At 64.0% G+C, this 23395-nt stretch carries 19 protein-coding genes; 8 read left to right on the top strand and 11 right to left on the bottom strand.

Annotated features, from left to right (window positions below; all coding sequences use genetic code 11):
- Window positions 1-4 precede the first annotated feature (4 nt).
- The 6 genes from FIU89_RS20530 to cysQ form a co-directional block, all read right to left on the bottom strand.
- The gene (locus FIU89_RS20530) at window positions 5-991 is read right to left on the bottom strand and encodes a glycosyltransferase family 2 protein (RefSeq protein WP_152494621.1); all 987 of its coding nucleotides are present in this window, start codon (window positions 989-991) and stop codon (window positions 5-7) included.
- A 184-nt stretch (window positions 992-1175) separates the two neighbouring features.
- Window positions 1176-2198 carry a glycosyltransferase family 2 protein gene (locus FIU89_RS20525; RefSeq protein WP_152494305.1) on the bottom strand — a complete coding sequence of 341 codons (1023 nt, stop codon included), beginning with the start codon at window positions 2196-2198 and terminating at the stop codon, window positions 1176-1178.
- Between the two features lie 39 nt (window positions 2199-2237).
- Window positions 2238-3221: a UDP-glucose 4-epimerase GalE gene (gene galE / locus FIU89_RS20520; protein WP_152494304.1), complete on the bottom strand. Its 984-nt coding sequence runs from the start codon at window positions 3219-3221 to the stop codon at window positions 2238-2240.
- A gap of 16 nt (window positions 3222-3237) precedes the next feature.
- On the bottom strand, window positions 3238-4137 hold the full coding sequence (locus tag FIU89_RS20515; protein ID WP_152494303.1) for a UTP--glucose-1-phosphate uridylyltransferase: 900 nt from the start codon (window positions 4135-4137) through the stop codon (window positions 3238-3240).
- 119 nt (window positions 4138-4256) lie between these two features.
- The gene (locus FIU89_RS20510) at window positions 4257-5057 is read right to left on the bottom strand and encodes a 3-deoxy-manno-octulosonate cytidylyltransferase (protein WP_152494302.1); all 801 of its coding nucleotides are present in this window, start codon (window positions 5055-5057) and stop codon (window positions 4257-4259) included.
- Window positions 5057-5854 (bottom strand): 3'(2'),5'-bisphosphate nucleotidase CysQ, encoded by a 798-nt coding sequence (gene cysQ, locus FIU89_RS20505; protein ID WP_152494301.1) that lies wholly within the window; start codon window positions 5852-5854, stop codon window positions 5057-5059. The genes FIU89_RS20510 and cysQ overlap by 1 nt, the downstream gene beginning before the upstream one ends.
- A 138-nt stretch (window positions 5855-5992) precedes the next feature.
- Between cysQ and FIU89_RS20500 the strand changes: the two genes are divergently transcribed.
- Entirely contained in the window at window positions 5993-6814 is an 822-nt protein-coding gene (locus FIU89_RS20500; protein ID WP_152494300.1) for an ABC transporter permease, read from the top strand.
- A complete protein-coding gene (locus tag FIU89_RS20495; protein ID WP_152494299.1) occupies window positions 6811-7425 on the top strand; it encodes an SH3 domain-containing protein in 615 nt (204 codons plus the stop codon). The genes FIU89_RS20500 and FIU89_RS20495 overlap by 4 nt, the downstream gene beginning before the upstream one ends.
- A 12-nt stretch (window positions 7426-7437) precedes the next feature.
- Here the strand turns inward: FIU89_RS20495 and FIU89_RS20490 are convergent, their stop codons facing one another.
- A complete protein-coding gene (locus FIU89_RS20490) occupies window positions 7438-8046 on the bottom strand; it encodes an alpha-ketoglutarate-dependent dioxygenase AlkB (protein ID WP_152494298.1) in 609 nt (202 codons plus the stop codon).
- Between the two features lie 211 nt (window positions 8047-8257).
- Between FIU89_RS20490 and dnaK the strand changes: the two genes are divergently transcribed.
- The 3 genes from dnaK to radC all read left to right on the top strand — a co-directional run bounded on the left by dnaK (window position 8258) and on the right by radC (window position 12377).
- Window positions 8258-10174, top strand: a complete 1917-nt coding sequence (gene dnaK / locus FIU89_RS20485) for a molecular chaperone DnaK (RefSeq protein ID WP_152494297.1) — start codon at window positions 8258-8260, stop codon at window positions 10172-10174.
- Between the two features lie 65 nt (window positions 10175-10239).
- Entirely contained in the window at window positions 10240-11409 is a 1170-nt protein-coding gene (dnaJ, locus tag FIU89_RS20480) for a molecular chaperone DnaJ (RefSeq protein ID WP_152494296.1), read from the top strand.
- A 206-nt stretch (window positions 11410-11615) separates the two neighbouring features.
- Window positions 11616-12377 (top strand): DNA repair protein RadC, encoded by a 762-nt coding sequence (radC, locus tag FIU89_RS20475; protein ID WP_152494295.1) that lies wholly within the window; start codon window positions 11616-11618, stop codon window positions 12375-12377.
- A gap of 4 nt (window positions 12378-12381) precedes the next feature.
- Here radC and FIU89_RS20470 read toward each other — a convergent pair whose 3' ends face one another.
- The 3 genes from FIU89_RS20470 to secA all read right to left on the bottom strand — a co-directional run bounded on the left by FIU89_RS20470 (window position 12382) and on the right by secA (window position 18020).
- A complete protein-coding gene (locus FIU89_RS20470; protein WP_152494294.1) occupies window positions 12382-13941 on the bottom strand; it encodes a substrate-binding domain-containing protein in 1560 nt (519 codons plus the stop codon).
- Window positions 13942-13962: 21 nt separating this feature from the next.
- Entirely contained in the window at window positions 13963-15192 is a 1230-nt protein-coding gene (locus tag FIU89_RS20465; protein ID WP_152494293.1) for a hypothetical protein, read from the bottom strand.
- A gap of 107 nt (window positions 15193-15299) precedes the next feature.
- Window positions 15300-18020 (bottom strand): preprotein translocase subunit SecA, encoded by a 2721-nt coding sequence (secA, locus tag FIU89_RS20460; protein ID WP_152494292.1) that lies wholly within the window; start codon window positions 18018-18020, stop codon window positions 15300-15302.
- Window positions 18021-18206: 186 nt separating this feature from the next.
- Between secA and FIU89_RS20455 the strand changes: the two genes are divergently transcribed.
- From FIU89_RS20455 to FIU89_RS20445, 3 genes are read left to right on the top strand one after another with little or no spacing between them, the layout of a single operon-like run.
- Entirely contained in the window at window positions 18207-19088 is an 882-nt protein-coding gene (locus tag FIU89_RS20455) for a peptidylprolyl isomerase (protein ID WP_152494291.1), read from the top strand.
- A gap of 2 nt (window positions 19089-19090) precedes the next feature.
- Window positions 19091-20320, top strand: coding sequence for a bifunctional glutamate N-acetyltransferase/amino-acid acetyltransferase ArgJ (gene argJ / locus FIU89_RS20450; RefSeq protein ID WP_152494290.1), 1230 nt, complete (start codon window positions 19091-19093; stop codon window positions 20318-20320).
- Between the two features lie 55 nt (window positions 20321-20375).
- Window positions 20376-20774 carry a (deoxy)nucleoside triphosphate pyrophosphohydrolase gene (locus tag FIU89_RS20445; RefSeq protein WP_152494289.1) on the top strand — a complete coding sequence of 133 codons (399 nt, stop codon included), beginning with the start codon at window positions 20376-20378 and terminating at the stop codon, window positions 20772-20774.
- A 119-nt stretch (window positions 20775-20893) separates the two neighbouring features.
- Here FIU89_RS20445 and infB read toward each other — a convergent pair whose 3' ends face one another.
- Window positions 20894-23392, bottom strand: a complete 2499-nt coding sequence (infB, locus tag FIU89_RS20440) for a translation initiation factor IF-2 (protein WP_152494288.1) — start codon at window positions 23390-23392, stop codon at window positions 20894-20896.
- Window positions 23393-23395: the final 3 nt, after the last annotated feature.

Raw genomic sequence — 23395 nt, 5'->3', positions numbered from 1 at the left:
ATCCTCATGCCCAGTTGCCCTTGGACATCAGCCCAAGAATTTCCAATTGTCGCCAGTTTATATATTTCTCCGACCATTTGCACCAAAGGTCGGGACTGTCCTGAAATTTCTCGGCATATGATCTGTATTCGACACTTCCGGCATAGTGCTGTCCACGCTGCAACTCTTCCTCGGCCTTGGCGGTGAAGGTGTTGAGGAACTTCGCGTGCAGCAGGATGCCACTGGCCTTCTCTCCGCCCCACTCGTCATAGGTCAGGTTCAGACCCCGCGGCAAAAGCGTGTGCGTCGAGCTGATATAGGTGTACCGCTTGTCCCACTTCACCAGCGGTGTCTTGTTCAGCGCCGGTGACTTCTTGGGCCTGTCGGCAAAGAACACCCGGCTGCGCGGCCCGCCCTGGATCCACAGGTTGCCGTATTTGCGGTTCTTCTCGATCACGTAGTTGCCCGGATCGAACCAGCCGGCAATTTCCAGCGGGTCCTGCCCCGGCAGGTACGACACCGAGTCGATCCGGCCCTTCGGGTACATGTCCAGCAGCATCGCGCCGAAGGATTTGACCTGGCTGGTGTCCAGCCAGTCGGTCAGCGCCCGAATGGGCCGCGTGTCGCAGAACGGGTAGATGAACAGCTCGTCCGGATCGACCACCAGCGTCCAGTGCCCATGGCCATATTTGCGCTGCAGCCAGTTCAGCCAATCGACCCCGAACTTCGAGCCCTTGTAGCTGGCCTTGGTGGTCCAGATCGACACATCCTCCTGGTCGGCCATGAACTCGCGCCCGCCATCGGTGCTGTCATTGTCGACGATCAGGAAATGCGAAACCCCGAGGTTGCGGTAATATTGCAGAAAGAAGGGAAGGCGCACGAACTCGTCGCGCATGGTCGAGAACAGCAGGATGTCCCCGGGCCGGATCTTGCGCGTGCGGTCCACCACGGGCTTGAGCGAGAAATGCTTGCGAAACGCACGGATGCGATGCCGCTTCCGCCGCAGCCGCATCGCGTATGACTGCAAGATACTCACTACTCATATCCCTTTGGCCGCCGGCCAGACCAGCCGCCACCATACCCGGACTGCGTTAAAGCATTCTTTTCCAAAATGGTACACCGATGAAAACACCGGCTCCGTTCCCCTCGCTCCGGTATAAGCGACTGTTTACAAAACGCAAACAATTCCGAACTCATCAAATCCAGTTACCTTTCGACATCAGGCCCATCGCCTCCAGCTGCCGCCACCCGATCAGCCGCATGGACTGCTCGCACCACAGGTCCGGGTTTTCGGTCAGCGCGTCGTAATAGCTGTCGTAAAGCGTGCTGTTGGCGAAATGCTCGGCCCGCGTCTTCTCTTCGGCCGAGCGGTCGACGATCGTGTTCAGGAACTTCGTGTGCAGCAGAATCCCGGACAGAAGCTCTCCACCCTGCTCGTCGTAGACCCGGTTCAGGCGCCGGGGCAACAGGGAATGCGCGCTGCTGACATAGGCGTAGCGGCGGTTCCACTTCACCAGGGGCATCTTGCCCATCGTCGGCGCCCGCTCTGGCCGTTCGGCAAAGAACCTGCGCGCCCGCACCCCGCCCTGGATCCACAGGTTGTGCAGGTCCGGTTTCTTCTGGATCATGTAGTTGCCGCCATCGAACCAGCACAGCCGCTCGAACGGATCGTCGCCCGCCGCGTAGGGATGCGCCGCCAGCGGGCCCTTGGGATACATGTCCAGCATCAGCGTGCCGAAAGACCGGCGGCCCGATTGCTCCAGCCGTTCGACCAGCGCGGGCAGGGGGCGGGTCTCGTGATGCGGATAGATCAGGATCTCGTCGGCATCCAGCGTCAGGCACCAGTGCCCGTGCCCGTGCTGCATCTGCAACCATGTCAGCCAGTCGACCCCGAAGCGCGACAGCTTGTAACTGGCCTTCGTCCGCCAAAGGGAAACGTCGTCTTGCGCCTGCAGGTAGTCGCGCGTGCCGTCGTCGCTGTCATTGTCCACGAACAGGAAATGCCGCACGCCCAGCGCGCGATGATGCGCCAGGAAAAACGGCAGGCGCACCGCCTCGTTGCGGACGGTCGAAAAGCACAGGATGTCCCCCGGCGCGATCCGGTCGGTGCGGTCCACCACCGGACGCAGCTGGCGTCGCTTGCGCAGCGCACGGAACAACAGGCGCCGGCGCTTCCACCGAAGCTTGTACGCCAGCCACGCCTCCGAAAGCACGCTCATCCGTCCTGCCTGACCATTCCTTCGACCTCAGGGTCGGCGTTATTTCTCGTAATGTCCAGTTTGATGCCACCGCCACGCATCGCGGATCATCTCGTCCAGCGTCGACCTTGACGGTGTCCAGCCCAGCTCGGACACCGCGCGTTCGGACCCCGACACCAGCTTGGTACAATCGCCGGGCCGCCGCAGCCCCTCGACGACGGGCACGTCCTTTTTGGTGATGCTGCGCGCGTGGTCGATCACCTCGCGCACCGAGAAACCGTCGCCGGTGCCCAGGTTGAAGACACGGCTTTGCTTGTCGTTTTCCAGCCATTTCAGCCCAAGAACATGCGCATCGACAAGATCGCAAACATGCACGTAGTCGCGGATGCAGGTCCCGTCGGGCGTGTCGTAATCCGTCCCGAAAATGGTCAGCGCATCGCGCTTGCCATCCACCGCATCCAGGATCAGCGGCACAAGATGCGTCTCCGGCTGGTGAAACTCGCCCACCTCCGCCTCCGGGTCCGCACCCGCCACGTTGAAATAGCGGAAGATCACGTGCCGCAGCCCGTGCGCCGCCTCGAAATCGCGCAGCATTTCCTCGATCGCGCGCTTCGACGCGCCGTAGGCGTTGATCGGCGCCTGGGGGCTGGACTCGTCCAGCACCACGTTGTCCTGGTCGCCATAGGTCGCGCATGTCGATGAAAACACCAGGTTCAGGCATCCGGCCGCCACCGCCGCTTCCATCAGCACCAGCGACCCCGTGACATTGTTGTCCCAGTACCGGCCCGGCTCGCGCATGCTCTCACCCACCTGGCTCAGCGCGCCGAAATGCAGCACGGCGGTCGGCTGATAGGCCGCGAACACGGAATCGAGCCGCGCCCGATCGCGCAGGTCCCCCTGCTCGAACGGGCCGAACCGGACCGCCTCGGCCCATCCGGTGCTCAGGTTGTCATAGGTTATCGGCGTATACCCGGCGGCCGCCAGCGCCTTGCAGGCGTGCGAACCGATATACCCGGCCCCTCCGGTGACAAGAATATTGGCCACGGGACGGGCTCCTTCCTTACTGCGCGGCCTTGGCCGGCTGAACCACGTCCGTCAGGTACTTCATCAGGTCGTCGCGCAACTCTGGCCGGTTCAGCGCGAAGGCCACCGTGGCCTGCAGGAACCCGGACTTCGAGCCGCAGTCGAACCGCTCGCCCTCGAAGCGGAAGCCGAAGACCTCCTCGCCCTCGTCCCGGGCCGAATCGATCGCATCGGTCAGTTGGATTTCTCCGCCCGCGCCGGTCTGCTTCTTGTTCAGCTTCTGCAGAACGGTCGGCGTCAGGATATATCGCCCGATCACCGCAAGGTTCGACGGCGCCTCGCCCGGGGCAGGCTTTTCGACCATGCCCTTGGTCGAGACCATCCGGCCCATGTCCTCCTTGACGTCCAGCACACCATAGGCCGAGGCCTTGTCCGGGGGCACTTCCATGGCGGCCACCATGTTGTTCTCGCCATCGGTTTCCTTGAACGCCTCGGCCATCTGCGCCAGGCACGATTTTTCCGCCGCGATCACGTCGTCGGGCAGGATCACCGCGAATGGCTCGTTGCCGATCAGGCGCCGCGCGCACCACACCGCGTGGCCCAGGCCCAGCGCCTTGTTCTGGCGCGTATAGGCGATCTCGCCGCTGTCCATGTTGGTCGACTTCAGGATCTCCAGCAACTCGTCCTTGCCCTTCTTGCGCAATTCCTGCTCAAGCTGCGGCGCGTTGTCGAAGTAATCCTCCAGCGCGCCCTTCCCGCGCGAGGTGATAAAGATGAACTCCTTGATCCCGGCCTCGCGCGCCTCGTCGATGGCGTATTGCACCAGCGGACGGTCGACCAGGGTCATGATCTCCTTCGGCACCGACTTGGTCGCCGGCAGAAAGCGCGTGCCAAGCCCTGCGACGGGAAAGATAGCCTTTGTCAGTTTCTTGCGCATCAGAAGCTCCTTAACCGCGATCACTGCATTACGAAATAACTTGGCTCACGCCGCCGACCGGAACACAACGGGTCATGCATGGCAGGCCGATGAAACCTCGTGCCTTCATCTCGTATTGCTCATGACATGTGCATCTCGCGCATCATGCCTTCTATTCTCTCAATATCTTCCGGGTTGTTGAGTTCCCAGAATTGCCGTCCGCGCGCCTCGACCTCGACGCACAGGATAGCGCGCCCGTTCTCGAGAAACCGAAGCTGTTCCAGGCCTTCCAGCTGTTCCAGAGGACCTGCCGACCAGCCGCCGTAGGCGTGCAGCGCCTCGGGTCTGTAGGCATAGACCCCCACATGGTGAAAGACCGGGGTATCCCCCCCGTCGTCATATACGTCCGAAGTATAGGGAATGACTTCCTTGGAGAAGTAGAGCGCATGTCGAGATCGGCTGAAAACGGCCGTCGTCCCGCCGACACGCCCATTCGCCCGGTCCTGCAGAAACCCGTTGAGCGCACGACCGTCGCAGCGCAGCACCGGGGTGGCCACGTCGGCCTGCGGGTCGCTGTGCATCCCGGCGACAAGATCCTCGACGAACCAGTGCGGCGTCAGCGGCGCATCGCCCTGCAGGTTCACCACGATCTCGTAATCCTCCCCGACGCTGCGCAGCGCCTCTGCGCAGCGCTCGGTTCCGTTGGCGCAGTCCGGCGACGTCATCACCACCTCCGCGCCAAAGGCGTGCGCCGCGTCCTCGATCCGGGCGTCATCCGTGGCCACGACCACCCGCGCGACGCCGGCCACGCTCTGCGCGGCACGCCAACTGCGCTCGATCAGGCTTTTCGAGGTCCCGTCGGCGCCGCGCAGCATCGCAAGCGGCTTGCCCGGAAAACGGCTCGAGGCATATCGCGCCGGAATGACAATCAGGACACTCATCAGGCGGACTTCAGCTCGACGCCGGGCGCGTGGCCGATGAAGAATGGGTTGGCGAAGTCCTCCTTGCCATAGGTCAGCGGCGTCTGGTCATCGTACCGCACGACCCGACCGCCGGCCCCCGCCAGCACGGCGTGCCCGGCGGCGGTGTCCCATTCCATCGTCCGGCCCAGGCGCGGATAGATATCCGCCTCGCCGGTCGCGACCAAGCAGAATTTCAGCGAGGACCCGGCGCTTGTCATGTCCTTCACCGCATACTTGCCGATGTAATCGTCCGTGGCCTGATCCCGGTGGGACTTGCTGGCCACCACCATCAGCGCATCATTGTCGGGATTCGACACGCCGATGTCGGTCAGCGCGCCCGACCTGTGGCGGGCAAACGGCCCGGTTTCCTCGACCGACGTGCCATCGGCCCGGGTAAAGAACATCCGGCCCTTGGCCGGCGCATAGACCACGCCACGCGTGGGCACGCCGTTCTCGACATAGGCGATGTTGACCGTAAAGTCGCCGCGGCGGTGGATGAATTCCTTCGTTCCGTCCAGCGGATCGACGATCAGGAACGTGTCGGCCCGCGCCCCGTGGGTGTCGGCCTGTTCCTCGGTGATCAGCGTCACATCGGGAAACGCCGCGCGCAGCCCGTCCGAGATGATCTTGTCCGCCGCCTCGTCAGCCGCCGTGACAGGGCTGTCGTCGGACTTCACCTTCACATCGAAATCGTCCGCGTCGTAGATCTCCATGATCCGATCGCCGGCTTCCAGCGCCAGGCGGCGCATCACCGTGACAAGTTTGTCGTAATCCAAACCCTGCTCCAATTCTTTTTCACAGTCCGCAAAGGCGTTTGTTGCGGGAATGTTGCGCGCCCCTTATGCTGCGTCACTAACGGAACGGCAAGAATTCCGTGTGAGATTTCAGCAAAAGGCAGCCGGTCCAGACAGGTCATGTTTCAGAACACGCGCAAGAAATCCCTGCTGTCGTCCATCGTGACGATCTGCGAGCTGATCTACCACACCACCGTCCGGGATGTGCGCAGCACGCATGGCAACGCCTTCATGGCGCTGTTCGTCAATATCAGCACGGCGATCATCTTCGTCCTCGCCTTCTATTTCATGTTCACGGTGCTGGGCCTGCGGGGCGCCAAGCTGCGCGGCGATTTCATGCTCTACATGATGTCCGGCGTGTTCCTTTATCTCACCCACATCAAATCGCTTGGTGCGGTCGCCGGGGCGGCCGGGCCATCGTCGCCGATGATGCAGCACGCGCCGATGAACACGGTGATCTCCATCACGTCCGCCGCACTGGGTGCCCTTTATATCCAGGTGCTGTCCGCCTTGGTGATCCTGTTCGTATATCACACCGCCTTTCAGCGGATCGAGATCGACGATCCGATCGGCGCCCTGGGGATGCTTCTTCTGGCGTGGTTCACAGGCTGCGGCGTCGGCCTGCTGATCATGGCGGCGAAACCCTGGTTTCCGACCGCCGTGAACCTGGTCCAGGTCGTTTACACCCGCGCCAACATGATTGCGTCGGGCAAGCTTTTCGTCGCCAACACGCTGCCCGGCTACATGCTGGCCATGTTCGACTGGAATCCGCTGTTTCACGCCATCGACCAGTGTCGCGGTTACGTGTTCGCCAACTATTTCCCGCACAACACCAACGCCCAGTATGCCCTGATCGTCGGCTGTGTCCTGCTTGTTCTCGGCCTGCTGGCAGAGTTCTACACGCGTCAGTTCGCCTCCAGCAGCTGGTACGCCCGCCGATGAAAGCAGTCCTGTCAGCCTGTCTTCTGTCGCTCTGGGCCAGCCTTGCCCACGCGCAGGCCGTGCCCGCCTTCTACGACGTGTCCGGCGTGGCGCCTGACGATGTCCTGAACGTGCGCGCCGCGCCCGGCGTCGGCAATTCCATCGTCGCCAAGCTGGACGCCGGCGCCACCTACATCGAGGTCGTGGGTTTCGACGACAGCCGCGAGTGGGCGCGCATCAATGTCGAGGAACAGTCGGGCTGGGTCGCCGCGCGTTTCCTCACGCGCCGCGCCGGTCAGCCCGACGATGAACTGCCCCGCCCCCTTGTCTGCACCGGCACCGAACCGTTCTGGTCGCTCGAAGTCGCGCGCACCGCAAGCGCCACTCTCGACCGCATGGACGAAGACCCGGTCTCGGTTTCCACGCTCAATCCGGTCACGTCGGAGAACCGGACGGACCGCTACGCCATATTCGGCCAGTCGCAGACCCAAGAAGTCTTCACCTTCATGTTCCAGCGCGATGCCTGTACCGACGGCATGTCCGACCGCTACTATGGCATGAGCGTGGACCTCTTCGTGACCGAGGAATCAGGCGTCACCTACCTGACCGGCTGCTGCAACCTGTCGCGCTAGGCGCGGCTGTGGTCAGTCCACCACCCGGCACGTCAGGTTGATGCGCCCCGGATGTTCCAGCAGCATCGAGGTGCCCGGCCTGATCCGGTCGATCCCGTGATAGGTCAGCCGCGCGTCGCCGCCCATCACCACCACGTCCCCCGATTGCAACCAGTGCGACTCGGTCTTGCCGCCCCGCGTCGCGTTCCCGATGCGGAACAGCCCCTCGTCGCCCAGCGACACGGACAGCACCGGCCATCCGAAATCGGCCTCGTCCCGGTCCTGGTGCATCCCCATCCGCGCGTCGGCATCGTAGAAATTCACCAGGCAGCAATCCGGCATCCTCTCGGCGCTCACCACGTCCCGCCAGATCGACAGAACCTCCTCGGGGATCGGCGGCCAGGCCATGCCCTCGGGGTGCCGCTCCTCGTAGCGGTATCCGCGCCGGTCCGACACCCAGCCATAGCGTCCCGCCGAGGTCATCCTGACCCGCATCGGCTTGCCATAGGGCGTCATCGGCGAAAACAGCGGCGCCGCGCGCACCACCTCGCGCAGCGCCGTCACCAGCGCGGCCTGCTCCGCAGCTTCAAGATATCCCTTGAAAATGCGAAATCCGCGTATCCGAAGCGTCTCGTCGGTCATGTCTCCCCGGATTCCATCGAATCCGCCAAATTAAAACCCGAATCCTGCGATTCACCGCTTTTCAACCGCTTGCAGGGCCATATTCCCCTGCCTATATACCGTCCGAAGCGCAGAGACCGCTTTCGGGATCTGTAACTCACACGGTGGCCAGATGCCTTTAACGGGTCCGGTCGCCCCTCAATCGCCTTAAGAAGAGAAGGGATCGAAAAACATGTCCAAAGTCATTGGTATTGACCTCGGAACCACCAACAGCTGCGTCGCCATCATGGATGGTTCGCAAGCCCGCGTCATCGAAAACTCCGAAGGCGCCCGCACGACGCCCTCGATCGTCGCCTTCACCGACGAAGAGCGCCTTGTCGGCCAGCCGGCGAAACGCCAAGCGGTCACCAACCCCGAAAACACCATCTTCGGCGTCAAGCGCCTGATCGGTCGCCGCGAGGACGACAGCGATCTGGCCAAGGACAAGAAGAACATGCCGTTCGAAGTGATCGACGGTGGCAATGGCGACGCCTGGGTGCGCGCCAAGGGCGACAAGTATTCGCCCAGCCAGATCTCGGCCTTCATCCTCGGCAAGATGAAAGAGACCGCCGAATCCTATCTCGGCGAGGAAGTGACCCAAGCCGTCATCACCGTGCCCGCCTATTTCAACGACGCCCAGCGTCAGGCCACGAAAGACGCCGGCAAGATCGCCGGTCTCGAAGTGCTGCGCATCATCAACGAGCCGACCGCGGCCGCGCTGGCCTATGGCCTCGACAAGGAAGAAACCCAGACCATCGCGGTCTACGACCTTGGCGGCGGTACGTTCGACGTGACCATCCTCGAAATCGACGAGGGTCTGTTCGAGGTCAAATCCACCAACGGCGACACGTTCCTCGGCGGTGAAGACTTCGACATGCGCATCGTAAACTACCTTGCCGATGAGTTCAAAAAGGAACACAGCGTCGACCTGACCAAGGACAAGATGGCGCTGCAACGCCTGAAAGAGGCCGCCGAGAAAGCCAAGATCGAGCTTTCCAGCTCCTCCCAGACCGAGATCAACCAGCCGTTCATCTCGATGGGCTCCAACGGCCAGCCGCTGCACATGGTCATGAAGCTGACCCGCGCCAAGCTGGAAAGCCTGGTGGGTGACCTCATCACAAACTCGCTCAAGCCCTGCAAGGCCGCGCTCAAGGATGCGGGCCTCTCGGCCAGCGACATCGACGAGGTCGTTCTCGTCGGCGGCATGACCCGTATGCCCAAGGTGGTCGAGGAAGTGACCAAGTTCTTCGGCAAGGAACCCCACAAAGGTGTGAACCCCGACGAGGTCGTCGCCATGGGCGCCGCCATTCAGGCCGGCGTTCTGCAAGGCGACGTCAAGGATGTCGTCCTTCTGGACGTCACGCCGCTCTCGCTCGGCATCGAAACCCTGGGCGGTGTCTTCACCCGCCTGATCGACCGCAACACCACGATCCCGACAAACAAGTCGCAGATCTTCTCCACCGCCGAGGACAACCAGTCGGCCGTGACGATCCGCGTCTTCCAGGGCGAGCGTGAGATGGCCGCGGACAACAAGCTTCTGGGTCAGTTCAACCTCGAGGACATCCCGCCGGCCCCGCGCGGCATGCCCCAGATCGAGGTGACCTTCGACATCGACGCCAACGGCATCGTCTCCGTGTCGGCCAAGGACAAGGGCACGAACAAGGAGCAGAAGATCACGATCCAGGCGTCGGGCGGTCTGTCCGAGGAAGACATCGACAAGATGGTCAAGGACGCCGAGGAAAACGCCGACGCCGACAAGGAGCGTCGCGCCCTGGTCGAGGCCCGCAACCAGGCCGAAAGCCTCATCCACTCGACCGAGAAGTCGATGGAAGAGCATTCGGACAAGGTCGACCCGTCCACCATCGAGGCCATCGAACTGGCCATCTCGGCCCTCAAGGACGACCTCGAGAAAGAGGATGCCACCGCCGACAAGATCAAGGCCGGCATCCAGAACGTGACCGAGGCCGCCATGAAGCTGGGCGAGGCGATCTACAAGGCCAGCCAGGAAGACGGCGACGACGAGCCTGCGGCGGCCGATGAAATGGGCAAGGACGACGAAGACATCGTCGACGCCGATTTCGAGGACCTCGACAACGATAAACGCGCTTAAGCGTCAAACGGACAGGCAGGGGGCGCACCGGCGCTCCCTGCTCTCCGATGCAAAGGAGACATCCGATGGCCAAACGCGATTATTACGACGTTCTTGGCGTCTCGAAAGGTGCCAACGCCGACGAGATCAAGAAAGCCTACCGCACCAAGGCCAAAGAGCTTCACCCGGACCGCAACAAGGACAACCCCGACGCCGAGAAGCAATTCAAGGAAGCGGGCGAGGCCTATGACATCCTGAAGGACGCCGAGAAGAAAGCGGCCTATGACCGCTTCGGCCACGCGGCTTTCGAGGGCGGCACCGGCGCGGGTGCACGCCCCGGCGGCGGGTTCGGCGGGGCCGGTCCCGGCCAGGGCGATTTCGCCAGCGCGTTCTCCGACGTGTTCGACGACCTCTTCGGCGATTTCATGGGCGGCGGCGCCCGTGGCGGCGCCGGCGGACGTCAACGCGCCGCGCGTGGCGCCGACCTGCGCTACAACCTGCGCGTCAACCTCGACGAGGCCTATCGCGGCCTGCAGAAAACCATCAACGTGCCCACCTCTGTGACCTGTGACGCCTGCGACGGCTCCGGGGCCGAAGGCGGCGCTGAGCCGACCACCTGTCCGACCTGTTCGGGCATGGGCAAGGTCCGTGCGCAACAGGGGTTCTTCACGGTCGAACGCACCTGCCCCACCTGCTCGGGCCTGGGCCAGATCATCAAGAATCCGTGCAACGTGTGTGGTGGCCAGGGCCGCGTCCAGAAGGACCGCTCTCTGTCGGTGAACATCCCCGCCGGCGTCGAGACCGGCACCCGCATCCGCCTGGCCGGTGAAGGTGAGGCCGGCATGCGCGGGGGTCCCGCGGGAGATCTCTATATCTTCATCGAGGTCGCGCCCCACAAGATCTTCGAGCGTGAGGACACCAACCTCTTCTGCCGCGTGCCCGTGTCCGTGGCCAAGGCCGCGCTCGGCGGCGATATCGAGGTGCCCACGATCGACGGCGGCCGCAGCCGCGTGAAAATCCCCGAAGGCTCGCAATCGGGCCGCCAGATGCGCCTGCGCGGCAAGGGCATGCCCGCCCTGCGCGGCGGCGGCCACGGCGACATGTTCATCGAACTGGCAGTTGAAACGCCGGTCAACCTGACCTCGCGGCAAAAGGAGATCCTAAAGGAATTCGACACGCTGTCAGAGGATAACAACCCGGAAACCAAGAGCTTCTTCAAATCGGTGAAGGGCTTCTGGGACTCCATGAAAAGCTGACGCACAGAGGTCATCCCCGGGCGTGACCCGGGATCTCCCACAGTCAACGTCATCCTCGGGCACGACCCGAGGATCTCTTGAACCTGGAGATCCCGGATCAAGTCCGGGATGGCGTCGCGCAACGCAAAGCCCCGCCCCGGGCCTGACCCGGGGCCTCCTCTCAGCCATTAACCGTTCACTAACCTTCCCGCGCCACCATCGGGACCATGTCCGACTCGCGCGCCTTCAAGGAACTGCCCCTGCCGCTCTTCGACAGCGACGAGGTTCCCGTCGCCGCCAGCGCGCCGGGCAAGCAACCCTCCTACATCCGCGACCACCGCAAGCGCCTGCGCGACCGTTTCATGTCCGGCGGGGCCGCCGCGCTGCCGGATTACGAGATGCTCGAACTCGTGCTCTTTCGTGCCATCCCCCGGCGCGACGTCAAGCCGCTGGCCCATGCCCTGCTGGACCGGTTCGCCAGTTTCAACGCCGTCATCTCCGCGCCTTTCGACCAGCTTTGCGCAGTGCCCGGCGTGGGCGAGGCCGTGATCTGCGAACTCAAGATCGTCGAGGCCGCCGCCCATCGCCTCGCGCGGTCGCGCGTGGCCCAACGCCCCATCGTCTCCAGCTGGGATGCCCTGCTGGATTATTGCCACACCGCCATGGCGCACCGGGATGTCGAACAGTTCCGCGTCTTCTACCTCGATCGGCGCAACACGCTCATCGCCGACGAGGAACAGGCCCGCGGCACCGTCGATCACGTGCCCGTCTACCCGCGCGAGGTGGTCAAACGCGCCCTGCACCTCAACGCCAGCGCGCTGATCCTCGTGCACAATCATCCCTCGGGCGATCCCACGCCGTCCCAATCCGATATCGACATGACCATACAGATCGAAGCGGCAGCAACCGCGCTTGGCATCACGCTCCACGATCACATCATCATCGGGAAATCCTGTGAAACCAGCTTTCGCGCCCAGGGCCTGATTTAGGGCACTACCGCACCCAGACCTCGACCCGCCGGTTGATCTGGCGGCCCCATCCGGTCCCGTCACAGGCCATCGGCATCGCCTCGCCAAAGGCTTCCAGCTCCATGCCGATCCGGTCCATGTTCGCCGTCTCCGCCGCCGCGACCACGGCACTGCGCACGGCTTCGGCGCGGCGCAGCGCGATCCGCCGGTTGTTCTCGGCCGGGCCGGCGCCGTCGCTGAACCCCACGAAGACCAGCCGCCGCGCGTCGTACTTGCCGACCTCCATCGCCCGCGCCAATTGCGCCACGTTCGACCGCGACTGCGCGTCCAGCCGCGCCGATCCGGCCTCGAACCGGAAGGTCGTCGTCAGGCGTTTCAGCGGCGTCAGCGCCGCCACCATCCGCTGCAGCTCCTCCAGCCCCAGTTCCTCCCCCGCCTGCGCGATGGCATTGGCAAAGCGGTCGCCCTGCTCTTCGATGCCAATCTCCTCGGGCGCCTGGTCCACGAAACCCGCCCGCCGGATCACCAGCTGTGCCGTGGGGTCCTTCAGATAGGCCAGGAACTCACGCCCCAGCTTCGGCAGACGCCGTGCGGGCAGGTACAGGAACATCGGCGCGGTCAGCGGATAGTCCTCGGTCTTCACCGCCCGGCGCGTCGCCCTCAGGGCAAATCCGCACTCGCCGCTAAGCGCAAGCGCCGCCGTATCCCCGATCTCGGCCCGCGCCGTCAGACCCATTGCGAAAGGGTCCCCGGCCACGGCCTCGGCCAGCGTGGCCCCGTCCCGATGCCGCGTGATCGCCTCCGCCAACGTCACGCCCGCGGGGCGCATCACAAGGTCTTCGGTGGCCTGGCCCAGGCCGCTGGTCTCTTCGAAGAGATGCAGCGCGATGGGCGCATCCGGCCCCCCCAGCCCGGCCCAGTTGTCGACCTGCCCCGACAGCACGCGTGCCAGCTCCGACAAGGTCACCTGCCGCAGCGGGTTCGAGGGCGCCACCACCGGCACCAGCGCCTCCAGCGCCATCACCCGGCCGCGCCCCTGCGCCGACATGTCGCCCAGCGCGGCATCCTTGCCCAGGAACACTTCCTGGGGACGGATCTCGCGCATCGACATGGCGATGTCCGCCACATCCGCGATAAGGTCGGCAAACCCCTCGTCGGAATTGGTCAGGCGGAACACGAATTCCCCGACCACGCGATCCTCGCCGGGATCATGTATCGCCAACAGAAGGTTGCCGTCCTCCAGCACCTCGCGCTCCATTTCATAGCCCTCACGGATCGCGAAAGCCTCGACCAACGCGGGCATCAGCAGCCGCCCGATCGTTGGCGCACCCGAAAACACGATCTCGGCGACGTAGGTCTCCAGGTTGGGGCATCCCGGCCCGGCGCAATCCACACCGGACCCGTCGACCGTCAATTCGCCATAGATCGTGTCGACGCGGTAGAATTCACCATCGAACCCCAGCAGGTTGCCGGTGATTTCCACGTCGCCATCGCGTGAGGTCAGCGTCACGTCCTGCGCGTGGGCCGGAAATACGCCCGCAAAAAGGAAAAGTGCGGCGAAGGCCGCCGCACGGTACATTTTCATGGATGCCCTCGGATCGCAGCGTCAGTTGCGTGCGATCTTCAGGTCTTCGTACAGGTTTTTCAACACCAGAAAGTCGCCGACGGCATCGCACTCGGGGATGGCCATGGTCAGATCCCGCGCCGTCATTTCACCGATGCCCGGTTTGATCAGGGCCTGCGCTTCAACGTCGCGTCCACAATTCATGGCGTTGATCTCGGCTTCGAGACTGACCTGCACCTCGCCGTCACGCTGCGCAGTCCGCGTCGGAAAGGTGTAGACCTCCGCCATCAGGGTCGTCTCATCGATGACGCCTTCGCCAAGTCGCAGCAGGAACCCGCCCAGGCCGGTCTCGGCGCTGGTGGCATCGCGCCCCGCATCGCGCCAGACATGGTCGTCCTCGCCATAATCGGCACCGTATTCCATCGCGTGAAGCTCCATGCCGCTCCGGCCCTGCCATTGCACGACATAGCGGTCGTAACGGTCCAGCGTATCGACATTCGTGGTTGCCACCGCGCCCTCGCCGCTCTCGAAGGCGGCGATGAACACCGCGTTTTCCGCCAGCGCCGGCACCTGCATCGACCACGCGCCGACATCGTCGATGATCGCGCTGAACATCATGCCGTTATGGTGCAGGGTGAACTGCTTGTTGGCCCCGCAAGGCGCGGTCAGATCCAGCTGGACCATCGCGGCGGCGGCGGGGCTTGCCGTCATTTCGATCTCGCCGTCGCAGGTCAGGGCCGGCGCCGTCTCTTCCTTCGGGAAGGTGCGAATGGGCGCATCCTGAAGCGCGGCCAGTTCCAGCGGCGTATCCGGCAAGGCCTTGGGCTGCGGAGCGGCCGCGGGCGGCACCGGCTCGGCCGACGTCAGCGCCACTCTCTCGATCTGAAGCCCGTCGACATCAAAGCTCTGCCCGCCCGTCATCGCGGCGGTCCGGAAAATGGCCTTGTCGGCGGGGTCGGCCATCGGCAGGGGCGGCTTTTGGGTTTCGGCCGTTTCAACGGCTCCCAGCTTGTCGTCCACCGGGGCGGGGACCGCTTCGGGCTCTGAAACCGCCGGCGCCGGGGCCGCAGGCTCCGGGGCAGACGGCGCGGGCGTGCCGCCGACGAAGGCCTGCGCGAACGCCTCGGCGGTCTCGGGTTCGACTTGGGGCGCGGGCGGCTGCGTCACGGTGCGGTCGGTCGCAGAGGACTGCATGATGTAGCCAATACCAAGGGCACAGCCCATGGTCACGCCGGCCATGACGATACGCTTCGGATTGCCCAGCTTGATCATAACGATCTCCCAAACCTGTCATAGGTCGAGCGAACGCTATTGCGCGAAAGTGGCCCCTTGAAGGCACGTCAGGGGAGTCATTGAGGCCGAGTTGTGGCGCCCCCTTGTCAGCCCAGCCGCCCGTGACAATGCTTGAACTTCTTGCCCGAACCGCAGGGGCACGCCTCGTTCCGGCCCGGGTTGCCCCATGTGGTCGGGTCGTTCTCGTCAAAGCCGGGCAAGGCGGCGCCGGTGGGATCCTTCAGGCTTTCGGCACCGGGCTCGCGTTCCTCCGTCTCGGACGGTTTCGGCGCCATCGAGGCCTGCTTGGCCCGCAGGTCGCGCAGCATTTGCTGCTGTTCTTCGTCCGTCACCGGACGGATGCGGGCCAACTGCTGCGTCACGTCCTGACGCAGGCTGTTCAGCATCGACTCGAACAGCGCGAATGCCTCGTTCTTGTATTCGTTCAGCGGGTCGCGCTGCGCATACCCGCGAAAGCCGACGACACTGCGCAGATGCTCCAGCGTCAGAAGGTGTTCACGCCATTTGCTGTCGATGGTCTGAAGCAGCACCTGCTTCTCGATCATCCGCATCTGCTCGGGCCCGAACGCCTCTGCCTTCTCGGCCATCATCTTGTCGGCGGCCTCTTCCAGGCGGTCGGCGATCTCGTCGTCGTCCACGCCTTCCTCTTCGCCCCAGGCCATCACCGGCACATCCAGGTTCAGCCGCTCGATCACGGCGACATAGAGCCCTTCCGTGTCCCATTGGTCGGCATAGGTCTTGGGCGGCATGTACTGATCGATCAGGTCGTCGATCACTTCGCCGCGCATGTCCTTGATGATCTCCGACAGGTCCGTGGCTTCCATGATGTCCAGCCGCTGGCGGAAGATCACCTTCCGCTGCTCGTTCATCACGTCGTCGAATTTCAGCAGCTGCTTGCGGATGTCGAAGTTGCGGCCCTCGACCTTCGCCTGCGCGCGTTCCAGGCTCTTGTTCACCCACGGGTGAATGATCGCCTCGCCTTCCTTCATCCCCAGCGTCGACAGCACCTTTTCCAGCCGTTCAGAGCCGAAAATGCGCATCAGGTCATCGTCCAGCGACAGGAAGAACGCCGACCGCCCCGGGTCACCCTGGCGGCCCGACCGGCCGCGAAGCTGGTTGTCGATCCGGCGGCTTTCGTGCCGTTCCGTGGCAAGAACAAACAGACCACCGGCATCGATCACCGCCTGCTCGTCATCCTTGTGTCCGGCTTCCAGCCGCTTGCGCAGCTCCTCGGGATCGGCGTCGGGATCGGCGGCAATCGCCTCCATGATCTTGAAATCGAGGTTCCCGCCCAGCTTGATGTCGGTCCCGCGCCCTGCCATGTTGGTGGCGATGGTCACGGCGTTCAGCTTGCCCGCGTCGGCGACGATCTGCGCCTCCTGCTCGTGCTGGCGCGCGTTCAGCACGTTGTGCTTCACCCCCGCCTTCTTCAGCAGCTCGCTCAGCATTTCGGATTTCTCGATCGAGGTGGTGCCGACAAGGATCGGCTGACCCTTTTCATGCGCCTTCTTGATCGAGTCGACCACCGCGTCGAACTTCTCCTGCGCGGTCCGGTAGACGGCATCGTCCTCGTCCACCCGGGCGATCGGCTTGTTCGTCGGCACCTCGACCACGCCCAGCCCGTAGATCTGCCCGAATTCCTCGGCCTCGGTCGTCGCCGTGCCGGTCATGCCCGACAGCTTGTCGTACAGGCGAAAATAGTTCTGGAACGTCACCTGCGCCAGCGTCACGTTCTCGGGCTTGATCTCGCAGCCTTCCTTGGCCTCGATCGCCTGGTGCAGACCGTCAGACAACCGCCGCCCGGCCATCATCCGCCCGGTGAACTCGTCGATCAAAACGACCTCGTTGTCGCGGACGATATAGTCTCTGTCCTTCAGGAACAGCTTGTGCGCCCGCAGGCCCTGGTTCATGTGGTGCACGATGGTCGTGCTCTCGGGATCGTACAGCGACTGACCCTCTTCCAGCAGATCCTTCTGGTGCAGAAGCTCTTCGATATACTCGTTGCCTTCGTCGGTGAAGGTGACGTTCTTGGTCTTCTCGTCGATCTTGTAGTGATCTTCCTCCAGGCTCGGGATCAGCCCGTCAATGGTCACGTAAAGCTCGCTGCGGTCCTGTGCCGGGCCCGAGATGATCAGCGGCGTCCGCGCCTCGTCGATCAGGATGCTGTCCACCTCGTCGACGATGGCGAAATAATGCCCGCGCTGCGCCATCTCCTCGAGGCTCGATTTCATGTTGTCGCGCAGGTAATCGAAGCCAAGCTCGTTGTTGGTCGCATAGGTGATGTCGGCGGCATAGGCGCCTTTCTTCTCCTCATCCGGCTGCTGCGGATAGACCACGCCCGTGGTCATCCCCAGCGCGGAAAACACGTTGCCCATCCACTCGGCGTCCCGCTTGGCGAGGTAGTCATTGACCGTCACGATATGCACGCCCTTGCCGGACAGCGCGTTCAGGTAGGCCGGAAAGGTCGCCACGAGGGTCTTGCCCTCGCCCGTCTTCATCTCCGAGATATTGCCCTGGTGCAGAAAGATCCCGCCCATCAGCTGCACGTCGAAGGCCCGCAGTCCCAACGCCCGGCGCGCCGCCTCGCGGCAGTTGGCAAAGGCTTCGGGCAGAATCGCATCCAGGCTCTCGCCCTCCGCGATACGTTTCTTGAAATCCTGGGTCCTGGCGATCAGTCCGGCATCATCGAGGGCCTCGTACTCGGGCTCCAGCGCGTTGATCTTCTCCACCAGCGGGCGGGTCGTCTTGACCTTGCGGTCGTTCGGGGTGCCAAAGATCTTCTTGGCAACCGTTCCAATACCCAGCATATCCTATCCGTTCCGGTCTTTCGCTATCTCGTGAATGGCAATCGCTTGCCCCGTCCGTCGCACCGCCCTAGAACGGGCCCAAGGGGACGGCCCTGCCTTTGATCATAAGGCGATGTAAGGGGCCGCTCATTGACTGTCAACGTCACAACGCGTCGCGTTCCGGCGCGAGAAAGCAAAGGGTTTTCCATGTCACATCCGATAAAGTCGATCTTCGCCGCAACCTGTACCGCCGCGATGCTGGCGCAGGGCGCTTGGGCGCAGGATACGGCTGAAACAGAGACTGATGCGCCCGCCGCCGACCCGTCGCAGGTTGTCGCCACCGTCAACGGCACCGAGATCACGCTGGCGCATGTGATCGCGCTCCGCGCCACCTTGCCGCAGCAATACGACCAGTTTCCGCCCAACCTTCTGTTGCAGGGCATCGTCGACCAGCTGATCCAGCACACGCTCCTGAAACAGTCTCTCGACGGCGAGCCGTCGCTGCGCAGCCGCGTGTCGATCGAGAACGAAGAGCGCGCCATCATCGCCGGCGAGGTCATGGCCGGCGTGATGCAACAGGCCCCGTCCGAAGAGGACCTGCAGGCGGCCTACGAGGAACAGTATCCGGCCGATGTCCAGGAGACCGAGTATCGCGCCTCGCACATTCTGGTCGAAACCGAGGAAGAAGCGCAGGAGCTGGCGACCGCCCTCGAAGGCGACGCCGATTTCGCCGCGCTCGCCCGCGAGAAATCCATCGGTCCCTCGGGCGCCTCCGGCGGCGATCTCGGCTGGTTCGGTGCCGCCGACATGGTCGCGCCGTTCTTCGATGCCGTGGCGGCGCTCGAACCGGGCGAGGTCTCGGACCCTGTCGAAACCCAGTTCGGCTGGCACGTGATCACCCTGGCCGAAACCCGCAACAAGGAACGCCCCGCGCTCGACACCGTGCGCGAGGAACTGTCCTCGCAGCTTCAGCAAGGCGCGCTCGAATCCTTCATCGAAGGCCTGAAATCCGACGCCGAGATCGACCAGGTCGACCTTGAGGGGATCGACCCGAACGTGATCACCAATCTCGACCTCTTGGAGAACTGACAATGGCCAAGACCCTCGCCGTTTCGCCACTGGCGCCTGCCACCTTTCCAGAGCTTCCCGCAATCGGCGGGGTAGAGTTCGCCAGTGTCGAGGCCGGCGTGCGCTATGCCGGCCGCAAGGACGTGATGCTGGCCCGGCTCGCGCCCGGCTCGGTCTTGGCGGGGGTCTTCACCCGGTCCGCGACGCGCTCCGCCGCCGTGCTCGACTGCCAGGAAAAGATCGGGTTCCAGTCTGACGAGGGGGCCGCGATCATCGTCAATTCGGGCAACTCCAACGCCTTCACAGGCCGCAACGGCGTCACATCGGTCAAGGCGGTCACGAACGCCGTCGCACAGACCTTATCCCTGCCGGAATCGCGTATTTTCAGCGCGTCCACCGGCGTCATCGGCGAACCCCTCAAGCACGACCGCATCACCGCGAAGCTGTCCGAACTCGCGGACAATCTGTCGCCCGACGGGATCGAGGATGCCGCCCGCGCGATCATGACCACGGACACGTTTGCCAAGGGCGCCACCGCCACGATCACGATCGACGGCCAGGAGGTGCGCATCGCCGGCATCGCCAAGGGCTCGGGCATGATCGCGCCGGACATGGCCACGATGCTCGTCTACATCTTCACCGATGCCGCCATCGACCGCGAACACCTGCAACAGATGGTCTCGGCCCTGAACGAAAAGACCTTCAACTGTATCACCGTCGACAGCGACACCTCCACGTCCGACACGCTGCTGGTCGCCGCCACCGGCGCCTCGGGCGTGCGCGTCACCGACCAAAGCGTCGGCTTCATGGAAGCGTTGCGCGGCGTCATGCTCGACCTCGCGCACCAGGTTGTCCGCGACGGCGAAGGCGCGACGAAGTTCGTCACTATCTCCGTCACCGGCGCGTCCAGCGACAATGACGCCAAGACCCACGGCCTCGCCATCGCCAACTCGCCGCTGGTAAAAACCGCCATCGCCGGCGAAGACCCCAACTGGGGCCGCATCGTGATGGCCATCGGCAAATCCGGCGCTCCGGCCGACCGGGACACGCTCTCGATCTGGTTCGGCGACACGCTCGTGGCCGAAAAAGGCTGGGTCAGTCCCACATATCGCGAGGAAGACGGCGCCGCCCACATGAAGAACCAGGAGATCACGATCCATGTCGATCTCGGTCTGGGGGGCGGCACCGCCCATGTCTGGACCTGCGACCTGACCCACGGCTACATCTCGATCAACGCCGACTACAGGTCATGAAGCCGAAGCGATCAGAGGAAAAGTGGCCTCCGGTTTTCCGCCCGGGATTGCGACAATGAAAACTGTTCTCGTGTCCGCCGTCGCCCTGATCGACGTCGACGGCCGCATCCTTCTGGCGCAACGCCCCGAGGGCAAGTCCATGGCCGGCCTCTGGGAATTTCCCGGCGGCAAGGTCGAAGCCGGCGAGACGCCCGAGGTGGCGCTCATCCGTGAGTTGGAAGAAGAGCTTGGCATCAACACCTGGGAAAGCTGCCTCGCGCCGCTGACCTTCGCCAGTCACAGCTATGACGACTTCCACCTGCTGATGCCGCTCTTTGCGTGCCGCAAGTGGCAGGGCACGCCCCGATCGCGCGAGAACCAGACCCTGAAATGGGTCCGCCCCAACGCGCTGCGCGACTATCCCATGCCCCCCGCGGACGTGCCGCTCATCCCGATCCTCCGCGACTGGCTCTGAACGCCGCAAAAGCTTTCAGAAAGCTTTTGCCAAGTCTTTTCAGAAAAGACTTGGGTCCAGCACATGAAAAAGGGCGACCCATCAGGCCGCCCTTTCCCGAAAACAGTCTCTGACACGGCTCAGTCGAGGTTCCGCTCGACTTCCTCGCGCTCAAAGATCTCAATGACGTCGCCTTCGCGAATGTCCTCGTATTTCTCGAACGCCATGCCGCATTCCTGGCCCGACTGAACCTCCGACACTTCGTCCTTGAAGCGCTTCAGCGTCTTCAGCGTGCCTTCGTGGATAACCACGTCTTCGCGCAGCAGGCGCACACCGGCCGACCGGCGGGCAACACCCTCGGTCACCAGACAGCCCGCAACCTTGCCGACCCCGGTGACCTTGAAGACCTCCCGGATCTCGGCATAGCCGATGAAGTTCTCGCGGATCTCGGCACCCAGCAGACCGCTCGCGGCCGCCTTCACGTCATCCACCAGGTCATAGATCACGCTGTAATAGCGGATCTCGACACCCTTCTGGTTGGCACTGTTCCGCGCCGGCGCGTTGGCCCGCACGTTGAAGCCGATCACGGGGGCACCCGATGCTTCGGCCAGGCCGATATCGGATTCGGTGATCGCGCCCACGCCCGAATGCAGCACGCGCACGCGCACCTCGTCGTTGCCGATCTTCTCCATCGCCTGAACGATCGCCTCGGCAGAGCCCTGCACGTCGGCCTTCATCAGGATCGGAAGTTCCTTGACGTTCTCGTTCTCCTTGGCCTGCGCCAGAAGCTGTTCGAGCGTGGTCCCGGCACCGGCTGCCGCGCGTTTTTCCTTCGCGGCCTTCTCGCGGTACTCGGCGATCTCACGGGCCTGACCTTCGGATTTCACGACGTTCAGAACATCGCCCGCCTCGGGTGTTCCGTTGAGGCCAAGAACCTCGACAGGCACCGACGGCCCGGCTTCCTGCACGCGCTCGCCCCGGTCGTTGATCAGCGCACGGACCTTGCCATACTGCTCGCCCACGACGAAGATATCGCCCTGTTTCAACGTGCCGCGCTGCACCAGAACCGTCGCGACAGGGCCACGGCCCACATCCAGCTGCGCCTCGATCACCGCACCTTCGGCGGCGCGGTCCGGGTTCGCTTTCAGCTCCAGGATCTCGGATTGCAGCGCGATGGCTTCCAGCAGTTCATCCAGGCCCTGACCCGTCTGGGCCGACACCTCGACATCCTGCACGTCGCCCGACATCGCCTCGACGATCACTTCGTGCTGCAACAGCTCGGTGCGCACCTTGTCGGGGTTCGCCTCGGGCTTGTCGCACTTGTTGATCGCCACGATCATCGGCACCTTGGCGGCCTTGGCGTGGTTGATCGCCTCGATGGTCTGCGGCATCACCGAATCGTCGGCAGCCACCACCAGAACCACGATATCCGTCACCTGCGCGCCACGGGCCCGCATGCTGGTGAACGCGGCGTGACCCGGCGTATCGAGGAAGCTCAGCACGGCACCGCTGTCGGTCGTCACCTGGTAGGCGCCAATATGCTGGGTGATGCCCCCGGCCTCGCCGGCCACCACCTTGGCGTCGCGAATCGCGTCCAGCAGCGACGTCTTGCCGTGGTCCACGTGACCCATGATGGTGATCACCGGCGGACGCGGCATCAGGTCGGCTTCCTTGTCCTCAACCGAATCGATCACGTCCTCAACATCCGAATCGCTGACCCGGACGATACGATGGCCGAATTCCTCGACGATCAGTTCGGCCGTATCGGCGTCGATCGACTGGTTCTGCGTGACCATCATGCCGTTGTTCATCAGCGCCTTGACCACGTCGCCCACGCGCTCGGCCATACGGTTGGCCAGCTCGCTGACCACGATCGCCTCGGGCACCTGCACGTCGCGCACGACCTTTTCACGCTCCTGCGCGCCACCCATGGCCTTTTGCCGCGCACGCTCCTGCTTGCGCTTCATCGCCGCCATGGATTTCTGCCGGCCGCCTTCGCCACCCGACAGCGCCTGGTTCAGCGTCAGCTTGCCGGCCCGACGGCCACCATCGTCGCCACGGCCCTTGCCCTTGCCACGGCCATCGTCGCCACGCTGGTCGCGCTCGGGCGCCTTGCTGCGGGGCGCCTGCTTGGCAGGGCGGGTCTGCTGATCTTCGGCCGGCGGTGCGGCGGCGGCGGCCGCAGCCTGCTTGGCGGCGTCCGCTGCTTCGCGCTTCTTGCGCTCTTCCTCGTCGGCCTTCGCCTTGGCGCGTTCCTCGGCCTCGCGCTGTTCGCGCTCCTTGGCCTCGGCCTCCTCGCGGCGGCGCATCTTCTCTTCCTCGCGCTCACGCTCTTCGGCCTCACGCTGCGCGGCTTCCTCCGACTCGCGTTCCTTCGCGGCGGCAAGCGCCCTCATCCGGCGTTCCATCTCCTCGTCGGAGATCCCCGCCGGGCGTTTCGATCCTGCTCCGGCTGCACCCGGCTTGGCGCCACCCGGCGCAGGCGCCGCGGCACCGGGTTTCGGTTTCACGATCCGCTTGCGCTTGGTTTCCACCACGACGTTCTTGGTGCGGCCATGGCTGAAGCTCTGCTTCACGTTCCCCGACCGAGGACCGCCACCACGTACACCCAGAGTTTTCTTTCCGTCGTTGTCGCTCATCTA

Origin of the sequence: Roseovarius sp. THAF27, assembly GCF_009363655.1 — a bacterium.
In the GTDB taxonomy this organism is placed as follows: domain Bacteria; phylum Pseudomonadota; class Alphaproteobacteria; order Rhodobacterales; family Rhodobacteraceae; genus Roseovarius.
Note: the sequence above shows the minus strand (reverse complement) of the source record. Positions and strands in the feature narration are given on the sequence as shown.